Below are 20898 nucleotides of genomic sequence, written 5' to 3' on the forward strand. Positions count from 1 at the left end.
CCATCAGCACCCGTGCGGCAAATCAGCCCCAGTGCGGAGGCTTCTGCTCCTTCAGCCATGCGTCGTGGTCGTTGTCGGATTCGGAGTCGCCCCACGTGCGCGGATCGTCCTCGGCCGCTTTCTTCGGTACCACCCCGCCGCGCTGCTGCTTCACCGGCTTCACCGGTTTCACGGGTGCCTCCGGCTCCACGGGTGTCACCGGCTTCGCTTCGGCAGGTTTCCCTCCACTGCTTTCGGCGGCAGCGCCGGCTTTTGCGGCAGCACCGGCGAGCTTCTCCCCCGCAGGCGGGGCGGGCGTCCCGTTCGGATTCACGTCATCGGATGCCATTACAGACCCTCCGTCCGTTCACCTGCCGGCTGCGCACTGCCGGCAGCCTCATTCCCGGCAGCGTCCACAGAGGCGTCTGCATCGTCGCCGGCTGCCTTGGCGGGCTGGCCGGCGCCGTCGTCTTCCCGGTCAGCTGCTCTACGCCCAGCCGGGGCCGTGTCAGTCGCGTCAGCCTCGGCCGGGTGCGCACCGGTGCGGGCCGCATCGGCAGCGTGGCCGTCGCCCGTTTCACGATCACCTGGATCCCCGTCCGCGTCAGCGCCCTGTTCGTCCCCAAAACCGTCGTCCGGAGCCTGGCCGTACCTGTCACCCTGTCCGGGCCGGCTATCAGCCCCAGCCTCGAAGTCGTCCACCGCCAGGGTGCTGACGTCCTCATCCAGGAAGAACCCTGACGTCCCGAGGGAGCGCAGCGGAGGCGCGGGCTTCTCCAGCCCGAGATACCCGCCGATCCTGTCGGCGCAGGCGGAAGGGTCAGTGAAGACCTCAATGGTCCACAGCGGCATGTACCGCCAGCCTAGACGTTCCAGCAACTGGGGACGCAGCCGGCTTCGTTCCCGGACCGTCATCTGCCGGTATTGCTCGGTGCCATCGGACTCGATGGCCACCGGCCGGGGTATGTCGGCGTCGTCCTGGCCCATGGTGCTCAGCGGATCAGCTGCGGCCACCACGTCGATGGCGCCGTCGTACTGGTGCCAGACGCGGGCCCCGCGGGCGCGGAGACGGTCGCCCAGGTCGGCAACCAGCGGATCAGCCCCCAGTGCCTGTTCACTCGCAGCAGCTCTGGACGCGGGGGTTCCCAGGTCGGTGTTGCCGGAGATCTCACGGTCCAGGAGTTCGTAGAGGTCAACGGCACCGTGGGCCAGCCGGGTCCGGTCGAGGTCCTCCGGCTTGAAGCATGTCAGGACGTGCAGCGACTGCCGTGCCCGGGTCATGGCCAGGGCGAACTTGGCCCGGCCGCCCTCGGCTGACAGCGGGCCGAAGCTGTGCAGTGCCCGGCCATGCGGCGTCCGCCCGTAGCCGGGCGAGAAAATCACCCGGTCACGGACCAGCCCCTGGGCGCGTTCCAGGTCAACAACGCGGAAGGATTCTTCTCCTGCCGTGAAGAACCCGGAGAGCGAAGGATGGTTGGGCAGCTGCAGCCGGATCGACTCGCCGATCCGTGCCGCGTGCCGGAGGCTGGCGGTCACCACCGCCAGCGACGTCCGGGGCCGCACCCTGGCGTGTTCGAAGACGAGATCAACCACGCGGTTGACCTCGGCCACCACGGATTCAACGCCCTCGTGGTCTGCGCTGGGTAGGCCCGTGCCGTCGGGCAGGTATTCCACCGTCAGCGCACGGTCCAGCCCGGTGGCCGACTGGCCCTCGGGCAGGCGGCGGAGGCCGCCGTCGTAAAAGTTCTTGCTCAGCTGCAGCACCAGGTCCTCGTCCACCGCACGGTAGACGGACCGCAGCGGCGCCGTGGGCAGCACGGCCGAAAGCGCGGTGAAGGCACTCTCAACGCTGTGGTGCGACTGCTCACCGGCGGCGAGCCGCTCCACCGCGACGGTGAAGGTGCGGGGGCTGGCGATCTTGTCGTCACCGAAGGCGATCACCTGCCGGGCGCGGGCGACGGCGGGCAGGACAGCCTGCAGCGACGTCGCCTCGGCGTCGAGGATCACGACGGCGTCGAACTTTTGCTCGGCGGGAAGGAGCCCGGTCATGAGGTAGGGACTGACCGACCAGACTGGCACCAGCATGGGAACCAGCCCGGGCGCCTGGGCCGTCAGCGCAGCCAGCGTGACCCGCCCGTCCTTGAGCAGGCTCCGAAGCAGATCCGCCTGGCGGGCATGCTCCTCGATGCCCGCGCGCCAGCGTTCTGCCAGTTTCCACCGCAGCCGGCCTGCGCCGCTGGCGATGTGGGCGTTGTCCGCGAGGCGGTACTCGGCCTCCAGCTGGCGCAGCGCGTCCCCGTCGGACATGGCCAGGTAGTCGTCACCGCTGATCATCGCTTCGAGTGCCGACTGCCACCAGGCCAGATCCAGTTCGGCAGCGACGGAGTCGGCCCCGACCTCTCGTTCCGAGAGGTCTGCCAGCAGCTCCCCCAGCCCATGCTCGCGCATGTTCTCAATGAGCAGCGTGCGTTCGGGCAGGGTCTGCAGCGTCTGCGTATCCGCGACCAGGCGTTCCAGCCGCTCCATGAGCTCCGGGTAGGGAATGTTCTCGAGCGAACCGCCGGCTGCCGTGTGGCGCAGGGCATCGCCCAGCATCTTCATCTCGCGGGTCAGGCCGCGGTGCATGATACTGATCTCGGCCAGGCCGGAGGGCACGGCCGGATGACGCTGCGTGGTGGCGTAGCCCGCCCACTGGGCACGCTGCTCCTGCACCAGCACCAGCGAACTGTGAAGGTCGGCAATGTGGACACCCGGACGGACGTACTCCTTGGCTACCCGGCGCAGGCGGGAGCGCTGCATGGAGGCCATCTCGACGCCGCGTTCCCGCCGCCAGGACGAGGACGCCGTCGCGGAGATCAGGTCAGTGACGGGCCGGTCGAAAATATCCGGGGTGAACTTGTCCAGGCTTTCGCGGACGGCCACGAGGAGCTTGAGCTGGGATCCCCATTCGGCGAAGGTGCTCCCCAGGCGGATTTCAGCGTGGCTGGCCACGTCCTTCATCCGCTCCTGCAACTGCGGCAGCTTCTTCGCCACCGAACGCGCCAGTTCCTGGGCCTCCTCGGTTTCCTTGCGGGTCACCAGGCGTGCACCGTGCCAGGGGCTGGTGGTTGAAGCCCTGCTGAACGCGCCGAGTTCAGCGGCCCGCTTCAGCCGTCCGGCCAGCTCCTCGCGGTCCCGGATGTTGTCCAGGACGCTGCGCTTGAGGCGGACGGTGGTAGCCGGCGCGGGCTGGATGGACGTCAGTTCCGCGAGCGACTGCATGGCCTGGTACGGCGAGCAGCCCCACCGCTGCCGCACGTTGTGCAGCGACGCCACGTGGTCCAGGAGGGCGTGGCGGTGCTCGGTGAGGGTCTTGTGCAGGCTGCCGAGCTGCGGTTCCTGGGCCTTCTCGTTCCGCACGATCGCGCGCACCAGCTGGCCCTTGAGCTGCTGCGGTGTCGCATTTCCGGACAGCTGGAAAAGGATGGACTCCAGCCCCAGGTTCTCCAGGCGTCCGGCCACTTCGTTGAGGCTGGCACGCCGGTCCCCAACCACCAGGACGGTCTTGCCTTCGTCCACGAGCGCGCCGATCGTGTTGATCGCAGTCTGTGTCTGGCCGGTCCCGGGCGGGCTGCTCACCACCAGCGAGTCACCTGCACGGACGGCGTCAATCACGTACTGCTGGTCGGCATCGGCGTCCAGGAGGAGCAGTTCCTCGGCAGGGTCCCGCTCGTCCACGCTGGGAAAGCGTCCGGATTCGAGGTCCGGAACGTCTATGACCTCGCCGGAGGCAGCCTTGGCCAGCGAGGCCACCAGCGCGTTCTGTCCGTTGATCCACGGATCGTCGAGGTTCCCGGACAGGTCCGCGAAGGTGGAGACCAGCAGGTTGTGCTCCACTTCGGCGCCGTGGATGGGCTTGACCAAGGTGCTGATACGGTCCAGCACGGGCAGGGGGTCGAACCGCGCCGTGCTGTACGCCATACGGGTCACGGCGTTGACGTCGAACACTATCCCGTGGATCGTCTTCAGGTGACGGATCAGGGCGGGATTGATGTGTGCCTGCTCCGTAAGCTGCAGTTCGTAGTCGTCTTCGCCGGGGCGGATGGTGAGCGACATGGCAGTCAGCATCACCGGCGCCGAGACCCGCTGCGGCTTGCCCCCGACGGCAGACGTCCACACCACCGTGCCCGCCGACAAGTATCCGGCCTCGATGCCGCGGTCATTGGCCAGTTCGAAGATCTTGGAGCGCAGGTTGCGGCAGGCCCTTGCGGCCACGACGTACTGCTGCTGGTCGCGGATCAGCGTGGAGAGCCGGGTGCGGCGTCCTGCCATGAGCTGCGCGAGGCCGGACGGATGCGCGTGGGTGAGGTCGATGGAACCCTCGGGCGTCTTGGTGAAGCGCAGCATGGTGTCTGCCCCGGTTACGGGCTTGAGCCCGGACAGCCACTTCCTGAGCTCCTCCGAACCCTCGGAGTCGAGCTGACCTACTGACACTACTGCCTTCTTTTCTGCGCTTGCACGTGACGCCTTGGACCATACGGGCATAGTTTCGAGCGTAGCCGGAAACCGCCGCGGTTGAGAGACCGCAACACTGGACGTGCCCAAGTTGCGGCGCATTTCGCAGCCGCGCACCCGCCTCCGGGGGCCGGGAATGCAAAATGGCCGGCCTCCCTGCGGAGGCCGGCCACTTTTACAACGCTATTCCCACTCGATGGTTCCCGGCGGCTTGCTCGTGACGTCGAGCACAACGCGGTTGACGCCGTCCACCTCGTTGGTGATCCGGTTAGAGATCCGGGCCAGCAGGTCGTAGGGAAGCCGCGACCAGTCAGCCGTCATGGCATCCTCGGAGGAAACGGGGCGCAGCACGATCGGGTGGCCGTAGGTACGGCCGTCGCCCTGGACACCGACGCTGCGGACGTCCGCCAGGAGCACCACCGGCATCTGCCAGACGTCGTTGTCGAGTCCGGCGGCTGTCAGCTCGGCGCGGGCGATCGCGTCGGCCTTGCGCAGCAGGTCCAGGCGTTCCTTGGTGACTTCACCGACGATCCGGATTCCCAGGCCGGGGCCGGGGAACGGCTGGCGGCCGACGATCTCCTGGGGCAGGCCGAGCTGGGCGCCCACGGCACGCACCTCATCCTTGAACAGGGCCCGCAGCGGCTCGACGAGCTCGAACTGCAGGTCTTCCGGCAGCCCGCCCACGTTGTGGTGGCTCTTGATGTTGGCTGCACCCTCGCCGCCGCCGGATTCGACGACGTCCGGGTACAGCGTGCCCTGGACGAGGAACTTGATCTTTTCGCCGTGGGCCGCGGCGTCGGCAATGATGGCGCGCTCGGCCTCTTCGAAGGCACGGATGAATTCGCGGCCGATGATCTTTCGCTTGGTCTCGGGGTCGCTGACACCTGCCAGCGCCGCCTGGAACCGCTCCTGCTCGTTGGCCACGTAGAGGTTCACGCCGGTGGCGGCTACAAAGTCGCGCTCCACCTGCTCGGCCTCGCCTTCGCGCAGCAGCCCGTGGTCAACGAAGACACAGGTCAGCTGGTCGCCCACGGCGCGCTGGACGAGAGCCGCGGCGACGGCTGAATCCACGCCGCCGGAGAGGCCGCAGATGACGCGGGCGTCGCCGATCTGCTGGCGGATGCGCTCCACCTGCTCCTCGAGGATGTTGCCCGTGGTCCAGTTCTGTTCCAGCTTGGCGCCCTTGAACAGGAAGTTTTCCAGCACCTGCTGGCCGTAGGCCGAGTGCTTGACCTCGGGGTGCCACTGCACGCCGTAGAGGCACTTTTCCTCGTTGGCAAAGGCAGCAACTTCAGCGCCGGCCGTGGTGGCCAGCACCTCGAAGCCCTCGGGTGCTTCATGGACGGAGTCGCCGTGGCTCATCCAGGTGTTCTGGTGCTGCGGCATTCCTTCGAGGACGGAACGGCCTTCACCGAGAATGGTGGTCTGGGTGGAGCCGTACTCCCGCAGGCCGGTCTTGTCCACCTTGCCGCCGAGGGCGTTGGCCATGGCCTGGAAGCCATAGCAGATGCCGAAGACCGGGACACCGGCCTCGAAAAGGTCGGCACCGACGCTCGGAGCACCGTCGGCGTAGACGCTGGCGGGGCCGCCGGAGAGGATGATGGCGGCTGGGTTCTTGGCCAGGAGCTGCTCAGTGCTGTAGGTATGCGGAACCACTTCCGAATACACATTCGCTTCCCGAACGCGGCGGGCAATCAGCTGCGCGTACTGGGCACCGTAGTCAACTACCAGCACCGGCTTCTGGGAAGTTTGGGATGCAGTGGGAGTAGTCACCGTACTAGCCTACTTGGCGCGCTTGCCCCGACGCATCTTGAGCGGGCCCGCTGTGACGCACGGAACGCCGAGAGGCAGCCGGTCAGTAGCGGCTGGCTGCCTGCGGGTTGGCGGCGAGCTCAGCTTCCACCTCGGCGTGGAACTTTTTCTCCACGATGAAGGACAGCAGCGGCACGACGCCGCCGAGTGCCAGCAGGATCATCTTGGCGAACGGCCAGCGCATCAGCGTCCACAGCCGGAAGTTGGACATCAGGTACACCACGTACATCCAGCCGTGGACGATCAGCACGGTGACGGAGACGTTGAATCCGCCGAGCACGCCCTTCGGTTCCGCCTGGGCGAAGCCAAAGCCGAACGGCTGGCCGGTCAGGGCGTCCGTTCCGCCCGCGAAGAGGTACTGGCCGAAGCCGTAGCGGGCAACGAGCTCAGCGCACAGCAACAGCAGCATGGCACCCGTGAGGTAGGCCATGACCTTGTAGAACTTCAGGGCGGAGCGGATCTGGGCCTCCGTGCCGCCAAAGCGTCGCTTCTTCGCCCCGGTCGGGTTGGAGGGCTGGATGGCCGGCTTGGGTTCGATCATGGCTGTACCTTTTGTTGGATCTCATTGTGTTGGGGATGTTCCGGTCCGTCGTGGTCCTCGGCGTCCTCGAGGCTCCGGCGGTAGTCGTCCTTGACCAGCCGCCACCAGATGAACAGGGCAAAGCCGGCGAACACAATCCACTCCACGGAGTAGAACAGGTTCAGCCAGTTGACCTTCGCGGCCGGGGGCTGGGCGGCGATGCTGAGCGGCTCGAGGCCGCTGCCGGCGGCAGCACCGACGTCGGCCGTACCCGCTTTTTCCGCCGTGGCGGAAACGAAGGCGGGGTAGCTGCTGACGTTCCAGGCGTTGATGAGCTCGGCGACGGAGACGGCCGTCGCCCGGCCGGGTTCGGGGGCGGTATTGGGCACCGGGGCCTCGGACGGCAGCAGCCGTCCGGTCAGCCGGATGATGCCCGACGGCGGGGCGCCGGCGTCCGCCGGTTCGGCGATCCAGCCGCGGGCCACCGGTATGTAGGTTTTGGGTGAGGCCGCGACGCCCTTGAGTACGGGGGCGTCCGTCACAGCGAAGGCGGTGACCACCCAGTATCCGGTCTTGCCGTCCTTGAGGCGCCCCGGTACCAGGACCTGCCTGGCGGGATCGTAGCTGCCGGATGCGGTCACCATCTGGTCTGCCGCCGACGCCCGAAAGAAGTCACCGGGCTGCAGGGTTTCGGTCAGAGACTTGACCTGTTCCGTGGCGGGATTAACCGGCACTTCGGGCTGCGTGGAACGGCCGAACTGCCACTGGCTCAGGAGCACGAAGACGCCTGAAACGGCGATCGCAAAGACCAGGCCTGCGATCCACCGGGGCTGGAGGGCTGTTTTCCACACCCCTTAACGTTACTTCGTCCTCGTGTAGAACAACGAACCGCTAGTGGTCGAAGAAGACCAGGCTTGAGTTGATGAGTTCGGCGATGACCTCCGCGTCGTAGGCCCGGCGCAGCGATTCCCGGAACGACTCCTTGGACAGGGACCGCGCCAGGGTCGCCAGTACCTCAAGGTGGTCGGAGAAGGAACTCGCCGGTGTCGCGATGAGCAGGACCACCGTGGCAGGGCCGTCGGCGGCGCCGAAGTCGAGGGCCTTGCCGTATTTGGTGATCCCGACGGCGATGGAGGTCTCGGAGACGAACTCGCTGCGGGCGTGCGGCAGTCCCACTCCCCCGGGCAGGCCGGTGGCGAGCTGGTGCTCCCGGGCGTTGACGTGCTTCAGGAAGCCCTCGAGGTCCGAGACGCGGCCGGCGTCGAACAGTTTGCGGGCCAGCTGGCTGGCCGCATCCACCTTGTCCTCGGCTTCCATTTCGAGGATCACCAGGTCCGGTGTGGTGAGTTCCGCGTCGTAACGGTCCAGTGGTTCCGCCAAGTGGTGTCCCTTCAGTGCGGCCGGGGCCTGTCCGGCGGGTTGCGGCCTCAGCGCAGCGGGACGATGTCCTCCGCGCCCAGCCGGGCAGCATCCGCCGATTCGTCGTCGGGCTGCTGCTGGCTCAGCCGTTCGGCCTTCACCCGCGCCAGGTAATGCTTGATTTCGCTTTCCCGCTGCGCGTCGCTCCAGCCAAGAATTTCTCCCATAAGCTTAGCGACTACCGGGACGGCCGACACACCGCGGTCCCATGCCTCGATGGAGATCCGTGTGCGGCGGGTCAGGACGTCATGCACGTGCCGGGCGCCCTCATGGGTGGCCGCGTAGACCGCCTCGGCCTGCAGGTAGTCGTCCGCACCGGGCAGCGGCTCGGCCAGTTCGGGCCGGTCTTTGATGAGGGCCAACACCTCCGTCGCCATGGAGCCGTAGCGGTTCAGCAGGTGCTCCACGCGTGCCACGTGCACCCCGTAGTCCTCGGCCGTCCGGTTGCGGCGGTTCCAGGCGGCTTTGAACCCGCTGGCTCCAAGGAGCGGGATGGTCTCGGTGCAGCTCGCGGGCACGCGCTCGTCCATGCTGCGGACGGCCTCGTCCACGGCGTCCTTGGCCATGACCCGGTAGGTGGTCCATTTTCCGCCGGCCACCACCACCAGGCCGGGCACCGGGTGCGCCACGATGTGCTCGCGGGAGAGCTTTGCGGTGGAGTCGCTTTCACCCGCCAGCAGCGGCCGCAGCCCGGCATAGACACCCTCCACGTCTTCCCGGGTCAGGGGCCGTTTCAGGACCTTGTTGACGTGCTCCAGGAGGTAGTCGATGTCCTTGCTGGACGCCGCGGGGTGGGCCTTGTCCAGGTGCCAGTCGGTGTCCGTGGTGCCGATGATCCAGTGCCGCCCCCACGGGATGACAAACAGCACAGACTTCTCGGTCCGCAGGATAAGGCCCACCGTTGACTGGAAGCGGTCCCGCGGCACCACCAGGTGGATGCCCTTGGAGGCCCGCACCTTCAGCTGGCCGCGCTCGGTGACCATGGCCTGGGTTTCGTCGGTCCACACGCCGGTGGCGTTGATGACCTGCTTGGCCCGGATGTTGAAGCTGGACCCGTCCTCGCGGTTGACCACCTTGGCACCCACCACGCGCTCGCCTTCGCGCAGGAAGTCGACGACGGCCGTCTGATTGACTGCATGCGCCCCGTAGTAGGCGGCGGTCCGGACCAGGTTGGCCACGTACTTGGCGTCGTCCACCTGGCCGTCGTAGTAGCGGATCGAGCCGACGAAGGCATCGTCTTTCAGGCTCGGGGCGGCACGCAGGGTGCCCCGCCGGGAAAGGTGCTTGTGGAACGGCACGCCGCGCTTGTGCCCGCCGGAGATGGACATGGCGTCGTACAGCGCAATGCCGGCACCGATATACGGGCGCTCGACGAAGTGTTTGGTCAGCGGGTACAGGAACGGCACCGGCCGGGCCAGGTGCGGCGCCAGCTCCGAAAGCAGCAGCCCCCGTTCCTGCAGCGCCTCCTTCACGAGTGCGAAGTCGAGCATTTCCAGGTAACGGAGGCCGCCGTGGATGAGCTTGGAGGACCGCGATGACGTCCCGGCGGCCCAGTCGCTGGCTTCCACAATGCCGACGTTCAGGCCGCGGGTCACAGCGTCGAGGGCCACACCGGCACCGACGATGCCGCCGCCGACGATGAGGATGTCCAGTTCCTTGCCGGGCTCCGCCGATGCCTTCAAAGCGGCCAGCGCGGCCTCCCGCGCCTCGGGCCCCAGGGCACCGCTGGCAGCCGCCGGACGTTCACCGAAACCGGTCATGACAGGCCTCCATCCTCATCGAACGTTGTAGTTCACCAGAGTACTTCGTACCTCTGCCGATGGGCAGGGCGCGGGCTGTGTTGCCCGCGGCCGGATCAGTTTTCGGCGTAGGGCGAAACCACGACGTCGACCCGCTGGAACTCCTTCAGGTCCGAGTAGCCGGTGGTGGCCATGGAGCGGCGGAGGGCACCGATCAGGTTGGAGGTCCCGTTGGTGTGGTGGCCCGGCCCGAAGAGCACCTCTTCCAGCGGACCGACGGTTCCGATGTTGACCCTGTCGCCGCGCGGCAGCTCTGTGTGGTGTGCCTCCTGGCCCCAGTGCCAGCCCTTCCCGGGGGCCTCCTCAGCGCGGGCCAGGGCAGTGCCGAGCATGACGGCGTCGGCACCCATGGCGATGGCCTTGACGATGTCACCCGAGGAGCCCATGCCGCCGTCGGCGATCACGTGGACGTAGCGTCCGCCGGACTCGTCCATGTAGTCCCGGCGGGCGGCCGCGACGTCGGAGATGGCCGAGGCCATGGGCGAGTGGATGCCCAGCGCCCGGCGCGTGGTGGTGGTGGCACCGCCGCCGAAGCCGACCAGGACGCCGGCCGCGCCGGTGCGCATGAGGTGCAGGGCCGGGGTGTAGCCGGCGGCGCCTCCCACGATGACGGGGACGTCGAGTTCGTAGATGAACTGCTTGAGGTTCAGCGGTTCGTGGTCCTTGGAGACGTGCTCGGCGGAAACCGTGGTTCCGCGGATCACGAAGATGTCGACGCCGGCAGCCACCACGGTCTTGTAGTGCTCCTGGGTGCGCTGCGGGGTCAGGGCCCCGGCCACGGTGATGCCGGCGGCTCGGATTTCGGCCAGGCGGGACGTGATCAGTTCGGGCTGGATGGGTGCCTGGTAGAGGTCCTGCATCCGCCGGGTGACGGCCGGGCTGTTGGTTTCGTCCGCGAGCGCACCGATCTCGTCCAGCACGGGCTGCGGGTCCTCATACCGGGTCCAGAGGCCCTCGAGGTCCAGGACGCCCAGGCCGCCGAGCTTGCCGAGCGCAATGGCCGTTGCCGGGGACATTGCGGAGTCCATGGGTGCTGCGATGACCGGCATGTCGAACTTGTAGGCATCGATCTGCCACGAGACGGAGACGTCCTTGGGGTCACGGGTGCGACGGTTGGGGACGATCGCAATGTCGTCCAGGGAGTAGGCACGACGCCCACGCTTGCCACGGCCAATCTCAATCTCGTAAGTCACTGCTCTAGGTTATCCCAGCTAGAGTGGCCGAATGGGCAGCCGGTGGGTCTTCGACGGCCACATAGCAGGGATCGGATCGGGTTCCGGCCTGCGCGTGGTGGTGGGGATCTGGCAGGAGTCGCCCTTCGGTCCGTTTGCGGACGCGATGGTGCAACTGCCGCCGGGGCGGCGCGTGCTGCTGGCTCCGACAGAGGAGGTGGCTGAGTTCATTGCCGCCACCTACCGCTTCGAGGAGGTCCGCGTGTTGGACGTGTCCGCCGTGCTGGCCGGCCAGTCGCTAAGCGTCGACGCCGGTCCCCTCGTGGTCCGGGCAGGCATCGGCGGCCGGGCCTTGCTGGGCGCGCTGCTGCGGACGGTGCCCCGGCCGATTGCCGTGCACACGCGCTGGCTGGCCGCAGTGAGTCCGCTCGTGGCTGCAGCCGGCACCGGAACCCGGACGTTCGGCACGGCGGGCAACGGCCGACTTGAGTATTACGGGGTGAGCGACCTGCATCATGTCAGCTCCGCCGTCGTCACCTGGGAAGGCATCGACGCCGGCCCCCTGTCCCCGATCAGCCCGCCGGTGACATTCGGGTTCAGCAGTGTTCCGCCGGCCCAGCCTGGCCCGGGTCCGGACCACGGTGGTGGGAAGCTAGATCCCGCCGGCTTCCGGGCCCACGCCGGGCCCACGCCAGCGGGGTTCCCTGGCCGAGCTTGCGAGGTTAGGGGGCTGGTGGGGAGGGTTCCCTGGCCGAACTTGTGAGGTTAGGGGGCTGGTGGGGACGCTGAGCTGGGATTCGAACATCCGGAAGTACCGGCCGCGCAGGGCCACCAGTTCCCGGTGCGTGCCCTGCTCCACGATCCGGCCGTCCTCCAGCATGTACACGATGTCCGCCTTCTCGATCGTTGCGAGGCGGTGACTGATGGCAATGATGGTGCTGCTGCGCTCGGCGAACAACCGGGTGAAGATCCGGTGCTCGGCAAGCGCGTCGATGGCCGAGGTGGGCTCGTCCATGACCATGAAGGAAGCGTTGCGGTAGAAGTTCCGCGCCATGGCGAGCCGCTGCCACTGCCCGCCGCTCAGTCCGCTCCCCTTGCGGCCGCGCGGATCCTCCATCCAGTTGCTGACATGGTTGTCCAGGCCGTTGGGCAATTTGTTGATGAAGTCCAAGGCCTCGGCATCAGCGGCCGCGCGGCCGATACGCCCGTCGTCGCGTGGCGAATCGACGTCGCCGAAGAGGATGTTTTCGGCTGCGGTGGCAAATTCGTATTTGAGGAATTCCTGGCTCAGCACCGCCAGGTGGCGGTGCCAGGAGGTGACGTCGACGGCGGCGAGATCGATGCCGTCGAGCATCACTTGGCCGGAATCCGGCCTGTAGAGCCCGGCCAGGATGCGGATCAGGGTGGACTTGCCGGCTCCGTTTTCCCCCACGATGGCGATGTGCTGGCCTGCGTGGATGGTCATGGAGATGCCCTTAATGACCTCGAGATCGCTGCCCGTGTACGTGAAGCGGATGTCTTTTAGCTCCACGGTTTTTGGGGCCTCCAGCAGCGGCGGCGCGTGGCTCGAGTGGACCGGCAAGGCCATGAACAGCTCGTAGTCCTTGAGGTTGGCAAGGTCCTCGTCGATGGAGCTGAGCGAGGAGACCAGGCCGTTCGCTGTGGACAGCGCCCTGCTGACGATCTGCTGGACGTAGAGGAACTGCCCCACGGGCTGGGCGCGGGCGATGATCTGGCCGACCACCCAGATGAGCGAGACCACTTCCGCGGCGTATTGCACGGCGTCGGCGGCGAGCTGCTTGGGGATGTACCGCTTCTGGAAATCCAGCCTGCGCTTCTCGTCGGCGTCCCGAAGCCGGGAGCGGAAGTCCATGAGGTACCGGACAATCCCGTACAGGCGCATCTCGGCGATGTGCTGCGGTCGGAGCAGGTTGGTCTCGATCATCCGCCGCTGCCGCCGTGAATCCACCTGGGTGTTCCAGTGCGCGATCTGCTCGCGGGACAGCTTGAACTGCAGGTAGACGCTGGGGACGATCGCGACCAGCACGATCACGGCAATCCACCAGCTCACGAGCAGCAGCGCGCCGATGGCCAGGACCACCGACACCAGCTGCGTGAAGATGGCCGCGATCCGGTCCAGGACCCTGGCGTAGGAGTCGGAGAACCGCTTGGCGCGGTCGTAAAGGTCGACGGTTTCCTTGTCGTCGTAGCGCCAGAAGTCCAGCGCAAGGAAGCGCTCGTACATCAGGTCGCCCACGATGGCTCCCACCCGGAAGCTCATGACCTGCTGGATGTAGCGGTCCACGCTGCCGAACGCACCCCAGAACAGCCCCAGCGCGGCGGTGATGATGACGTAGACGATGGCCTGCTGCCCGGCGCCGGCGTCCCCGCTGTACGCGGCCGCCAGCGCGGTGGTGGTCAGGCCGGCGAAGTACGTGGTGACCAGCGGCAGCACCGCCGAAATCAGCGAACCTGCGACCTTCATAAGCACGGCACCTGGCGACGCGCGGAAACTGACGCGCAGGACCTGGGCGACGGCCCGGGCATAGGGCTTCAGTGCCAGCCGCCGCTGGGGTTCCCTTTTCGGGTTCAGTTCGGCGGGATGGCGTGGTTGGGACATGGCTCCAGCCTAGTCCGGCAGGCCGGTGTGATAGCCGTCAGTACTCTTCACCGTACTGGTATTCCGGGAAGTCGAAGCAGGCGCTGAAGCTGTCTATCTGCAGGCTCTCCGGCCCGTCCCAGATGCCCACGATCAGGTGCGTACCGTCGTCGTGGAGCAGGTCCACGATACGCGCTCCGTCCTTGTCCGTGCTGTCGCCGGCTTTCCAGCCCGCCTGACCGGACACACTGTCCCGGACGTCGTCGAGGAATTTGTCGCGGTCCAGCCCAGGCTGAAGATCAACCTGCCCGGTTCCGATCCACTTCTTCCGGTCGCCCCCGCAAGACATGAGGCTTGAGGTATCGCTTTCGAAGACGGAAATCACCAGGTCCTTGGGAACCTTCTCAACGATCTGATGCTGGAGGGCTAGAACTTTCGTTTTTGCTTCTTCTAGCGTGATGTTTGGCATCTGCTTGCTTGCTCCTGCTGCTCCGCACGATGAAAGGCCCAAGGCCAGAGTGACCGCTGCCGCGGCCTGCGGCCATGCCGCACGGCTCTTCCGATGGCCCATCACCGACTGATTTCCTTCCTGATGTCCCGCATCGCCATTTCGTTCTCCGGCCCGATGCTGGTGATTAGGCTGTGGTTTTCCATGCTGACCATGTCTCCCCATTCCACTCCGCCGGGAGGCGCATAAAAGTACTTATCGAAAGCTGGTTCCTTCATGGGGTAGTTGGCACCTACGGCACCAGCGAGTTCCGCTGAAAGCAGGAGGTCGGGGTAAGAGTAAGCGAAGTATTCCGTGTGGGGATCCGGGGTCCAGCCGGTCGGAATGGCCGCGCCTGACAAAGCGAGGACCTTGTCATAGTGTGCCCCCGCAGCCTCCGAGCCGGTGAGGTTGCGTGCGCCCCAGCTGTGGCCAATGCCGACGGTCTGTGCATCGTCAGGCTTCTCGACGTCAACTGCAGCCTGGAAATCCCTCAACACCGGCGCCGTGGCATCAACAAAATATTCCTCTCTGGCCTCCACGAGGAAGGCCTCCGGGCCGCCGTCGGGGAACTCGGTGCCTTTGTACACAAAGGCTGCGGTGCTACCGGTGTTGCTGACCAGGTATTTGGCCATGTCCTGTGCCCCACCCCCGCTGTAGAACGACGCTTCGTTGGTCAGCGTACCGGGAACGTAGGTGAGCACCGTGGACGTCTCTTCGTCAAAATTTCCGATGAGTTCCACGATGGAATTGGCTGCGGGATCATAGGCCGCAAGCTGCACCTCGCCCGCGACCACCTGCTGGAAGTATTCCAGCCCCTTCTCCTGGCGAACTTGCCACGCCTCGTGCTCTTTCGCGTACCGGGCCGGGTAACTAATGTCCATGAGGAGCGGGTTGAACCGTGGCTCCGGGTCGTGGTTCTTCAGCCAGTCGATCCTGCTCTGGGCGTTGGCACGATTCGCTTCGATCCGCGCTGCGAACGGTATGCCGTTGGTGTTGCCCGCCACGGTGGGGTACTTCTGGACGAAGGCCCGCTGCTGGGAAGCGGTGAGGCCCAGCCACCAGGTGCGGACCTCGGCAGCAGACTTTCCCATAACGTCACCCGGGCCCGGCACCGAGGCTTGCACCCCGGGTCGCGCTCCACCCGCAAGCGAGCCGCCGCTTCCCGCGCTTGCCGTCTCCTGCTCGTTGGCGTGCCGCACCAGCTCGTCGGCGGCCTGCTTGAGGAAGAGGGCCGCCGCCCCCAGCGTGCGGCTGTGATCAGCTCGCCAGTCCTGACGGAACCGATCCCCGTCCGGTCCGGGCCAGGAGGTCCCGGCTATACAAGCACTGAACGAGTGCCGCTGCCCTTCCAGTTTCTGGCCCGCCGTACGCATCTTCGACGCCAACTGCCTCAGCTCTGCCACGTCGGCACCCTGCAAACCGCTCAACAAGCTCTCCCCCAGGACGGCAACCATTTATCCATCGATTGTACTTTAAGTAGACAAAAGGCCGGGATGGGCAGAACTGCCCATCCCGGCCTTCGGAGGACCTAGCGGGAGCCGTAGTTTGGCGCCTCGACTGTCATCTGGATGTCGTGCGGGTGCGATTCCTTCAGGCCGGCCGGGGTGATCCGGACGAACTTGCCGCGGGCCTTCAGGTCGGCAACGGTCGGCGCTCCGGTGTAGAACATGGTCTGGCGGAGGCCGCCCACCAGCTGGTATGCCACCGAGGCCAGCGGACCGCGGTAGGCCACGCGGCCTTCGATGCCCTCGGGGATGAGCTTGTCGTCGCCCGAGACGTCGGCCTGGAAATAGCGGTCCTTCGAGTAGGACGTGTTCTTGCCGCGGGACTGCATGGCGCCGAGGGAGCCCATGCCGCGGTAGCTCTTGAACTGCTTGCCGTTGACGAAGATGAGCTCACCCGGGGATTCGTCACAGCCGGCCAGCAGGGAGCCCAGCATCACGGTATCGGCCCCGGCAACCAGCGCCTTGCCGATATCGCCCGAGTACTGGAGGCCGCCGTCGGCGATCAGCGGAACGCCCGCCGGAATGGCGGCCTTCGCCGATTCGTAGATGGCGGTGATCTGCGGGACGCCCACCCCGGCCACCACGCGGGTGGTGCAGATGGAGCCGGGGCCCACGCCCACCTTGATGCCGTCGGCACCGGCGTCGATTAGTGCCTGGGCACCTTCGCGGGTGGCGGCCTGGCCGCCAATGATGTCCACGTGTGCCGCTACGGGATCGGACTTCAGGCGGCGGATCATGTCCAGCACACCCTGCGAGTGGCCGTTTGCGGTGTCAACGAAGAGGGCGTCCACGCCGGCGTCGATCAGCTTCATGGCGCGCTCCCAGCCGTCACCGAAGAAGCCGATGGCGGCACCGACACGTAGCCGGCCCTCATCGTCCTTGGTGGCCAGCGGGTACTGCTCGGCCTTAGTGAAGTCCTTGGTGGTGATCAGGCCCTTCAGTCGGCCCTGGTCATCCACCAGCGGAAGCTTCTCGATCTTGTTGGTGGCCAGCTTGTGCGAGGCCTCGTCACGGCTGATCCCCACGTGGCCGGTGACCAGCGGCATCTTGGTCATGACGTCGCTGACCAGCCGGATCGGGAAGTCGGATTCCGGCACGAAGCGCGTATCGCGGTTGGTGACGATGCCGAGGAGCCGGTTGCCGTCGTCGACCACGGGGAGGCCGGAGACGCGGTAGCGGGCGCACAGCTCGTCGAGTTCCAGCAGCGTGGCCTCGGGACCAATGGTGAGCGGGTTGGTGATCATGCCCGACTCGCTGCGCTTGACGCGGTCCACCTGGTCGGCCTGGTCGTCGATCGCGAGGTTGCGGTGGACGACACCGAGGCCGCCCTGGCGTGCCATGGCGATGGCCATCCGGGATTCGGTGACAGTGTCCATCGCGGCGGACAGCAGCGGCGTCTGGACGGTGATGCGCTTGGAGATACGGGAGGACGTGTCAGCCTCGGAGGGGATCACGTCGGTGTGGCCGGGAAGCAGCAGGACGTCGTCGTACGTCAGGCCAATGAAGCCGAAGGGGTCGTGCTCGGGCTGGGTCATGAGTGCGCCTCTTACCTTGTTTTGCAGGTTCACGGGTAGGGGTTGCAGCCGATGACCAGCCCGTCATTACGGGACTGGCCTGTGCAGGGTTGGCCCTGTGCTGGTTAAAGCGGGGCCAGGAGGTGGTTCTGGAGGAATTGAATTAATACTAGAACCTCGGCGGCCATCCCCATATTCCATGCCGGCATTGTGAGCAATGGCACTCCCGCTCGCTCCCTAACCTCGCAAGCGTGGGCCCCTATTTCCACCCCGTGGCGGCCAGCAGCCGCTTCTCGAACATCGGAATCATGGACTGGACGTAGGTCTTGGTGAGGTGGTTGTCGTCCTTGTAGACGTAGACATTGCCCACCACGGCCGGGCAGATGCCGCCGGCGCAGATGAAGTCGCTCATGTCCATCAGGGACAGCCCCTTCACCTTGCCCCGGTACGCGTCCAGCGGCGACTTCGCGGCCAGGGATTCGCCCAGCGGCGGGTTGCATTCGGGTGCGTCGGTGCCGTACTTCTGCACGCATTCGGGCATGTTGATGGCGAAGCGGGGGTTGTCCCGGACCCCCACAACGTCGATCCCGGCGTCGGTGAACTGTTTGATGCCTTCGAGGTAGCCGGGCACCTCGGTTTCAAACGGGGCTTCCTTGTGCGTGAGGGATGCCACGGTGAACACCGCGTCCGGCTTGTGCTCCATGACGTACGCGGCGCTGGCTTTGTTGAAGGCGTTGCAGTCGGCGTCGCGTTCCGGGGATTCGGCACCGAACCGGCAGTTGCCCTTCAGCAGGGTGACCACCTCCCAGCCGTGGTCCCTGGCGATGGGGCCGAGCGCGGCCATGTACTGCTGGGCATGGGAATCGCCGAGCACCACGATCCGCTTGGTGACCTTGTCCGGCTTGCTGTTCTGCAGGCATCCATTGAGCAGCGGGTCGCTGGGGACGTTGCCGTCGGTGCACAGACCGTCGATGTCCGCCCACTCGTTCTTCATGGCGGCCGGGGCAGGAATGACGGTGGCCTCCGGGGTCGGCTTGCCGGCGTTCTCCGGCGCCAGCGCCGCGGCGCCGGGGGTGAGTTCGCGCGGCTGCGCCGCTGCTGCCGCCTCCTCGGCGGTCAGCTTGGTCTGCCACAGCGCAACCGGTCCGGCCAGCAGCGCACCGCAGGCAACAATGACGACGGCGGTGCGCCAGGCCCGCAGCTGCGGCCAGTGCCATTCGCGCAGGGGCTTTTCGACGAACCGGGTGGTGAGCACGGCCAGCACCACCGAACAGCCCACGATCACCAGGCCCTGGAACAGATTGGGCGCCGCAATGCCGGTGGCCGCCAGCGACAGGACGAGGATGGGCCAGTGCCACAGGTACAGGGCATAGGAGTTGTCCCCCAGGGCCACCAGCGGTTTGGAGCTCAGGATCCGGTCCACACCGAACCGGCTGCCGCTTTGCCCTGCGACGATGATGGCGGCCGCGGCCAGGGTGGGCCACAGCGCAATGAAGCCCGGGAAGGAGCGGTCAACGGTAAGCAGCAGGCCGCAGGAAATCATGGCAGCGAGCCCGGCCCAGCCAAGCACCACACGCAGCGCCTTGCCCGGTTTGAGGTAAGGCAGCGCCAGCGCAAGCAGCGATCCCAGCGCGAACTCCCACAGCCGGGTCCGGGTGTCGAAGTAGGCATAGGCCTGGTTGCTGGCTGTCTGGTCGACCGAGAACACCAGCGATGCGATGAAAATGGCGCCGAAGGCAACCATCAGGACGGACCGGTAGCTGACGTCCCGGCGGCGCCGCAGGAGCCGCCACACCAGTGCGGAGCCGGCGAAGATGAGCGGCCAGAGAATAAAGACCTGGCCCTGGATGGACAGCGACCAGAAGTGCTGGAGGGGGCTGGCCCCGGAGTGGTCCTGCGCGTAGTAATCCACCGCCGTGTTGGCCAGCAGCCAGTTCTGTCCATAGAGAAGGGACGCCCAGGCCTCATTGAGGAGGTCCGGCCAACGGCTCTGCGGCAGGACCAGCCACGTTCCGGCCAGCACGCCCAGGATCACGACGACGGCCGCCGGGAGCAGGCGCTTGAAGAGGTGCAGCCAGTGGGTCACGAGGCGCAGCGGCGTGCCCTTCTCCACCTTGCGGACGAAGGACAGGGTCAGCAGGAACGCCGAGATCAGCAGGAAGATGTCCACGCCGCCGGAAACACGGCCCAGCCACACGTGGTAGGTGACAACCATGAGCACGGCCAGGGCACGGAGGCCCTGCACCTCGGGACGGTAGCCCTGCTTTGCCTTGAGCCGTGCAGCCCGCGGCGCGACGTTTTGCCCAAGGTCGGAATTTCCCGCCGGCGCCTCGGACGTCACGCTTCTCTTCGGGTCCGTCGATCTCGCTTCTGGCACAGATAACCCCTCAAACGGCAGCACAAAGTACCCATGTTACCGATTCGTGACATTCCAGACGAATCAAACGCGCCGGGTGTGACTGGCGTCTCGGCCCGTCAGAACCCTGGTTTTTGGGCATGCCAAGGGGTTTTTGGGCACTGTAGAGTCTGCCTCACAGGAGTTACGGCGTGGCGATGGGAGTGTCCGGTGATCGTGCAGATGCGGATTTGCGTCCCTGCCGAACTGACGGCCCTGGTGGCTGACCTCTGCCAGCAGCAGGCCGGCACGGCTGAGGTCGCTGTGCACACCGGCGCGTCGGTTCTTCCCAAGGGGGATGTCGTGGTGGCTTATGTCGCCCGGGAATCGGTTGAGGAAGTGCTGGAAAAGCTCCATGTCCTGAAGATCGAAAGTCTCGGGTCCATTGCCGTGTCCGCTCCGGAGTTTGTCCTCTCCGACAGGGCTGACAGAGCCGAGGAGACCGCGCCGGGGGAAGGCGCGGACACGGTCATCTGGGAGGAGGTCTCGCGGCAGACCGGCGAGGAGTCCCGGCTCAGCTGGACCTTCCTGTCGTTCCTTGTGCTGGCCACCCTGCTCGCGGCCATCGGCATCGTCACCGACTCGACCATCGCCATCGTCGGCGCCATGGCGGTGGGACCCGAATTCGGGCCGCTTGCGGCGCTGGCCGTGGCCGTGGTGCGAGGAAACTGGAAGCTCGGCGGCCGGGCGGCACTTGCGCTGGGTTTGGGATTTCCGACGGCGATGCTCACCACCGCGCTGATCACCTGGCTCGCGCTGCCCGCGGGCCTGTTCCCGCGGGACGTGCTGGACCGCGCCTCGGCTGCCGAGTTCATTTACCACCCGGGCCCCTTCTCGCTGGTAGTGGCAGTCCTGGCCGGCGCTGCCGGGATGCTGTCAGTGATCAGCGGACGCTCGGCCGCCCTCATCGGCGTCTTTATTTCGGTGACCACCGTGCCCGCGGCTGGTTTCGTTGCCGTTGCCCTGGTCCTTGGCGAATTCAGCAAGGCTGCCAGTTCTGCGCTGCAGCTGCTGGTGAACCTCGGCGGCATCGTGACGGCCGCCGTCGCGGTCCTGTACTTCCACCGCCTGGCTGCCGGGCGGCTGTCCGACGGTGCAGCGAAGAGCCTTCGGCTGCAGGCCATTCGCGCCCGGCGCTAGCCCCGGCAGCCCCGCCGCAAGGGGCCGCGAAACGCCAGGAAGGCCCGGCCAGCGTCAGCT

General features: G+C 66.6%; 15 protein-coding genes. 2 read left to right on the forward strand and 13 right to left on the reverse strand.

The genetic code is table 11. From position 1 onward, the window contains the following. Window positions 1-22: 22 nt before the first annotated feature. The 8 genes from ACFUTU_RS16500 to ACFUTU_RS16535 all read right to left on the reverse strand — a co-directional run bounded on the left by ACFUTU_RS16500 (window position 23) and on the right by ACFUTU_RS16535 (window position 11216). Entirely contained in the window at window positions 23-328 is a 306-nt protein-coding gene (locus ACFUTU_RS16500; protein ID WP_377966146.1) for a hypothetical protein, read from the reverse strand. Then, a complete protein-coding gene (locus ACFUTU_RS16505) occupies window positions 328-4503 on the reverse strand; it encodes an AAA family ATPase (protein WP_377966148.1) in 4176 nt (1391 codons plus the stop codon). Before ACFUTU_RS16505 ends, ACFUTU_RS16500 begins: the two co-directional genes overlap by 1 nt. A 153-nt stretch (window positions 4504-4656) precedes the next feature. Then, on the reverse strand, window positions 4657-6246 hold the full coding sequence (gene guaA, locus ACFUTU_RS16510) for a glutamine-hydrolyzing GMP synthase (protein ID WP_377966150.1): 1590 nt from the start codon (window positions 6244-6246) through the stop codon (window positions 4657-4659). An 82-nt stretch (window positions 6247-6328) separates the two neighbouring features. After that, the gene (locus ACFUTU_RS16515) at window positions 6329-6826 is read right to left on the reverse strand and encodes a DUF3817 domain-containing protein (RefSeq protein WP_377966152.1); all 498 of its coding nucleotides are present in this window, start codon (window positions 6824-6826) and stop codon (window positions 6329-6331) included. Continuing rightward, window positions 6823-7656, reverse strand: coding sequence for an SURF1 family protein (locus ACFUTU_RS16520; protein ID WP_377966154.1), 834 nt, complete (start codon window positions 7654-7656; stop codon window positions 6823-6825). The genes ACFUTU_RS16515 and ACFUTU_RS16520 overlap by 4 nt, the downstream gene beginning before the upstream one ends. 40 nt (window positions 7657-7696) lie before the next feature. Then, the gene (locus tag ACFUTU_RS16525) at window positions 7697-8185 is read right to left on the reverse strand and encodes a PTS sugar transporter subunit IIA (RefSeq protein WP_377966156.1); all 489 of its coding nucleotides are present in this window, start codon (window positions 8183-8185) and stop codon (window positions 7697-7699) included. Window positions 8186-8232: 47 nt separating this feature from the next. Next, entirely contained in the window at window positions 8233-9984 is a 1752-nt protein-coding gene (locus ACFUTU_RS16530) for a glycerol-3-phosphate dehydrogenase/oxidase (protein WP_377966158.1), read from the reverse strand. A gap of 95 nt (window positions 9985-10079) precedes the next feature. Further along, window positions 10080-11216 (reverse strand): GuaB3 family IMP dehydrogenase-related protein, encoded by a 1137-nt coding sequence (locus ACFUTU_RS16535; RefSeq protein WP_377966160.1) that lies wholly within the window; start codon window positions 11214-11216, stop codon window positions 10080-10082. Window positions 11217-11247: 31 nt separating this feature from the next. On the opposite strand from ACFUTU_RS16535, the gene ACFUTU_RS16540 reads away from it, so the two are divergent. Further along, entirely contained in the window at window positions 11248-11958 is a 711-nt protein-coding gene (locus tag ACFUTU_RS16540) for a hypothetical protein (RefSeq protein WP_377966162.1), read from the forward strand. Here the strand turns inward: ACFUTU_RS16540 and ACFUTU_RS16545 are convergent. From ACFUTU_RS16545 to ACFUTU_RS16565, 5 genes are all read right to left on the reverse strand, one after another. Further along, the gene (locus tag ACFUTU_RS16545) at window positions 11848-13815 is read right to left on the reverse strand and encodes an ABC transporter ATP-binding protein (RefSeq protein ID WP_377966164.1); all 1968 of its coding nucleotides are present in this window, start codon (window positions 13813-13815) and stop codon (window positions 11848-11850) included. The genes ACFUTU_RS16540 and ACFUTU_RS16545 overlap by 111 nt on opposite strands. A gap of 37 nt (window positions 13816-13852) precedes the next feature. Continuing rightward, the gene (locus ACFUTU_RS16550; RefSeq protein WP_377966166.1) at window positions 13853-14263 is read right to left on the reverse strand and encodes a hypothetical protein; all 411 of its coding nucleotides are present in this window, start codon (window positions 14261-14263) and stop codon (window positions 13853-13855) included. A 101-nt stretch (window positions 14264-14364) separates the two neighbouring features. Next, the gene (locus tag ACFUTU_RS16555; protein ID WP_377966168.1) at window positions 14365-15711 is read right to left on the reverse strand and encodes a hypothetical protein; all 1347 of its coding nucleotides are present in this window, start codon (window positions 15709-15711) and stop codon (window positions 14365-14367) included. 101 nt (window positions 15712-15812) lie between these two features. Continuing rightward, on the reverse strand, window positions 15813-17324 hold the full coding sequence (gene guaB, locus ACFUTU_RS16560) for an IMP dehydrogenase (RefSeq protein WP_377966170.1): 1512 nt from the start codon (window positions 17322-17324) through the stop codon (window positions 15813-15815). A 238-nt stretch (window positions 17325-17562) separates the two neighbouring features. Continuing rightward, the gene (locus ACFUTU_RS16565; RefSeq protein ID WP_377966178.1) at window positions 17563-19548 is read right to left on the reverse strand and encodes an acyltransferase family protein; all 1986 of its coding nucleotides are present in this window, start codon (window positions 19546-19548) and stop codon (window positions 17563-17565) included. Between the two features lie 321 nt (window positions 19549-19869). Between ACFUTU_RS16565 and ACFUTU_RS16570 the strand changes: the two genes are divergently transcribed. Beyond that, on the forward strand, window positions 19870-20838 hold the full coding sequence (locus ACFUTU_RS16570) for a DUF389 domain-containing protein (protein ID WP_377966172.1): 969 nt from the start codon (window positions 19870-19872) through the stop codon (window positions 20836-20838). Window positions 20839-20898: the final 60 nt, after the last annotated feature.

The sequence above is a fragment of the Arthrobacter sp. NPDC057388 genome, from assembly GCF_042668165.1.
Taxonomy (GTDB): Bacteria; Actinomycetota; Actinomycetes; order Actinomycetales; family Micrococcaceae; genus Arthrobacter.

Excerpts from the sequence above, each read along its gene's own strand:
- ACFUTU_RS16500 (WP_377966146.1), bottom strand. The coding sequence starts at position 328 with ATGGCATCCGATGACGTGAATCCGAACGGGACGCCCGCCCCGCCTGCG.
- ACFUTU_RS16505 (WP_377966148.1), bottom strand. The coding sequence starts at position 4,503 with ATGCCCGTATGGTCCAAGGCGTCACGTGCAAGCGCAGAAAAGAAGGCA.
- ACFUTU_RS16515 (WP_377966152.1), bottom strand. The coding sequence starts at position 6,826 with ATGATCGAACCCAAGCCGGCCATCCAGCCCTCCAACCCGACCGGGGCG.
- ACFUTU_RS16530 (WP_377966158.1), bottom strand. The coding sequence starts at position 9,984 with ATGACCGGTTTCGGTGAACGTCCGGCGGCTGCCAGCGGTGCCCTGGGG.
- ACFUTU_RS16540 (WP_377966162.1), top strand. The coding sequence starts at position 11,248 with ATGGGCAGCCGGTGGGTCTTCGACGGCCACATAGCAGGGATCGGATCG.
- ACFUTU_RS16545 (WP_377966164.1), bottom strand. The coding sequence starts at position 13,815 with ATGTCCCAACCACGCCATCCCGCCGAACTGAACCCGAAAAGGGAACCC.
- ACFUTU_RS16550 (WP_377966166.1), bottom strand. The coding sequence starts at position 14,263 with ATGCCAAACATCACGCTAGAAGAAGCAAAAACGAAAGTTCTAGCCCTC.
- guaB (WP_377966170.1), bottom strand. The coding sequence starts at position 17,324 with ATGACCCAGCCCGAGCACGACCCCTTCGGCTTCATTGGCCTGACGTAC.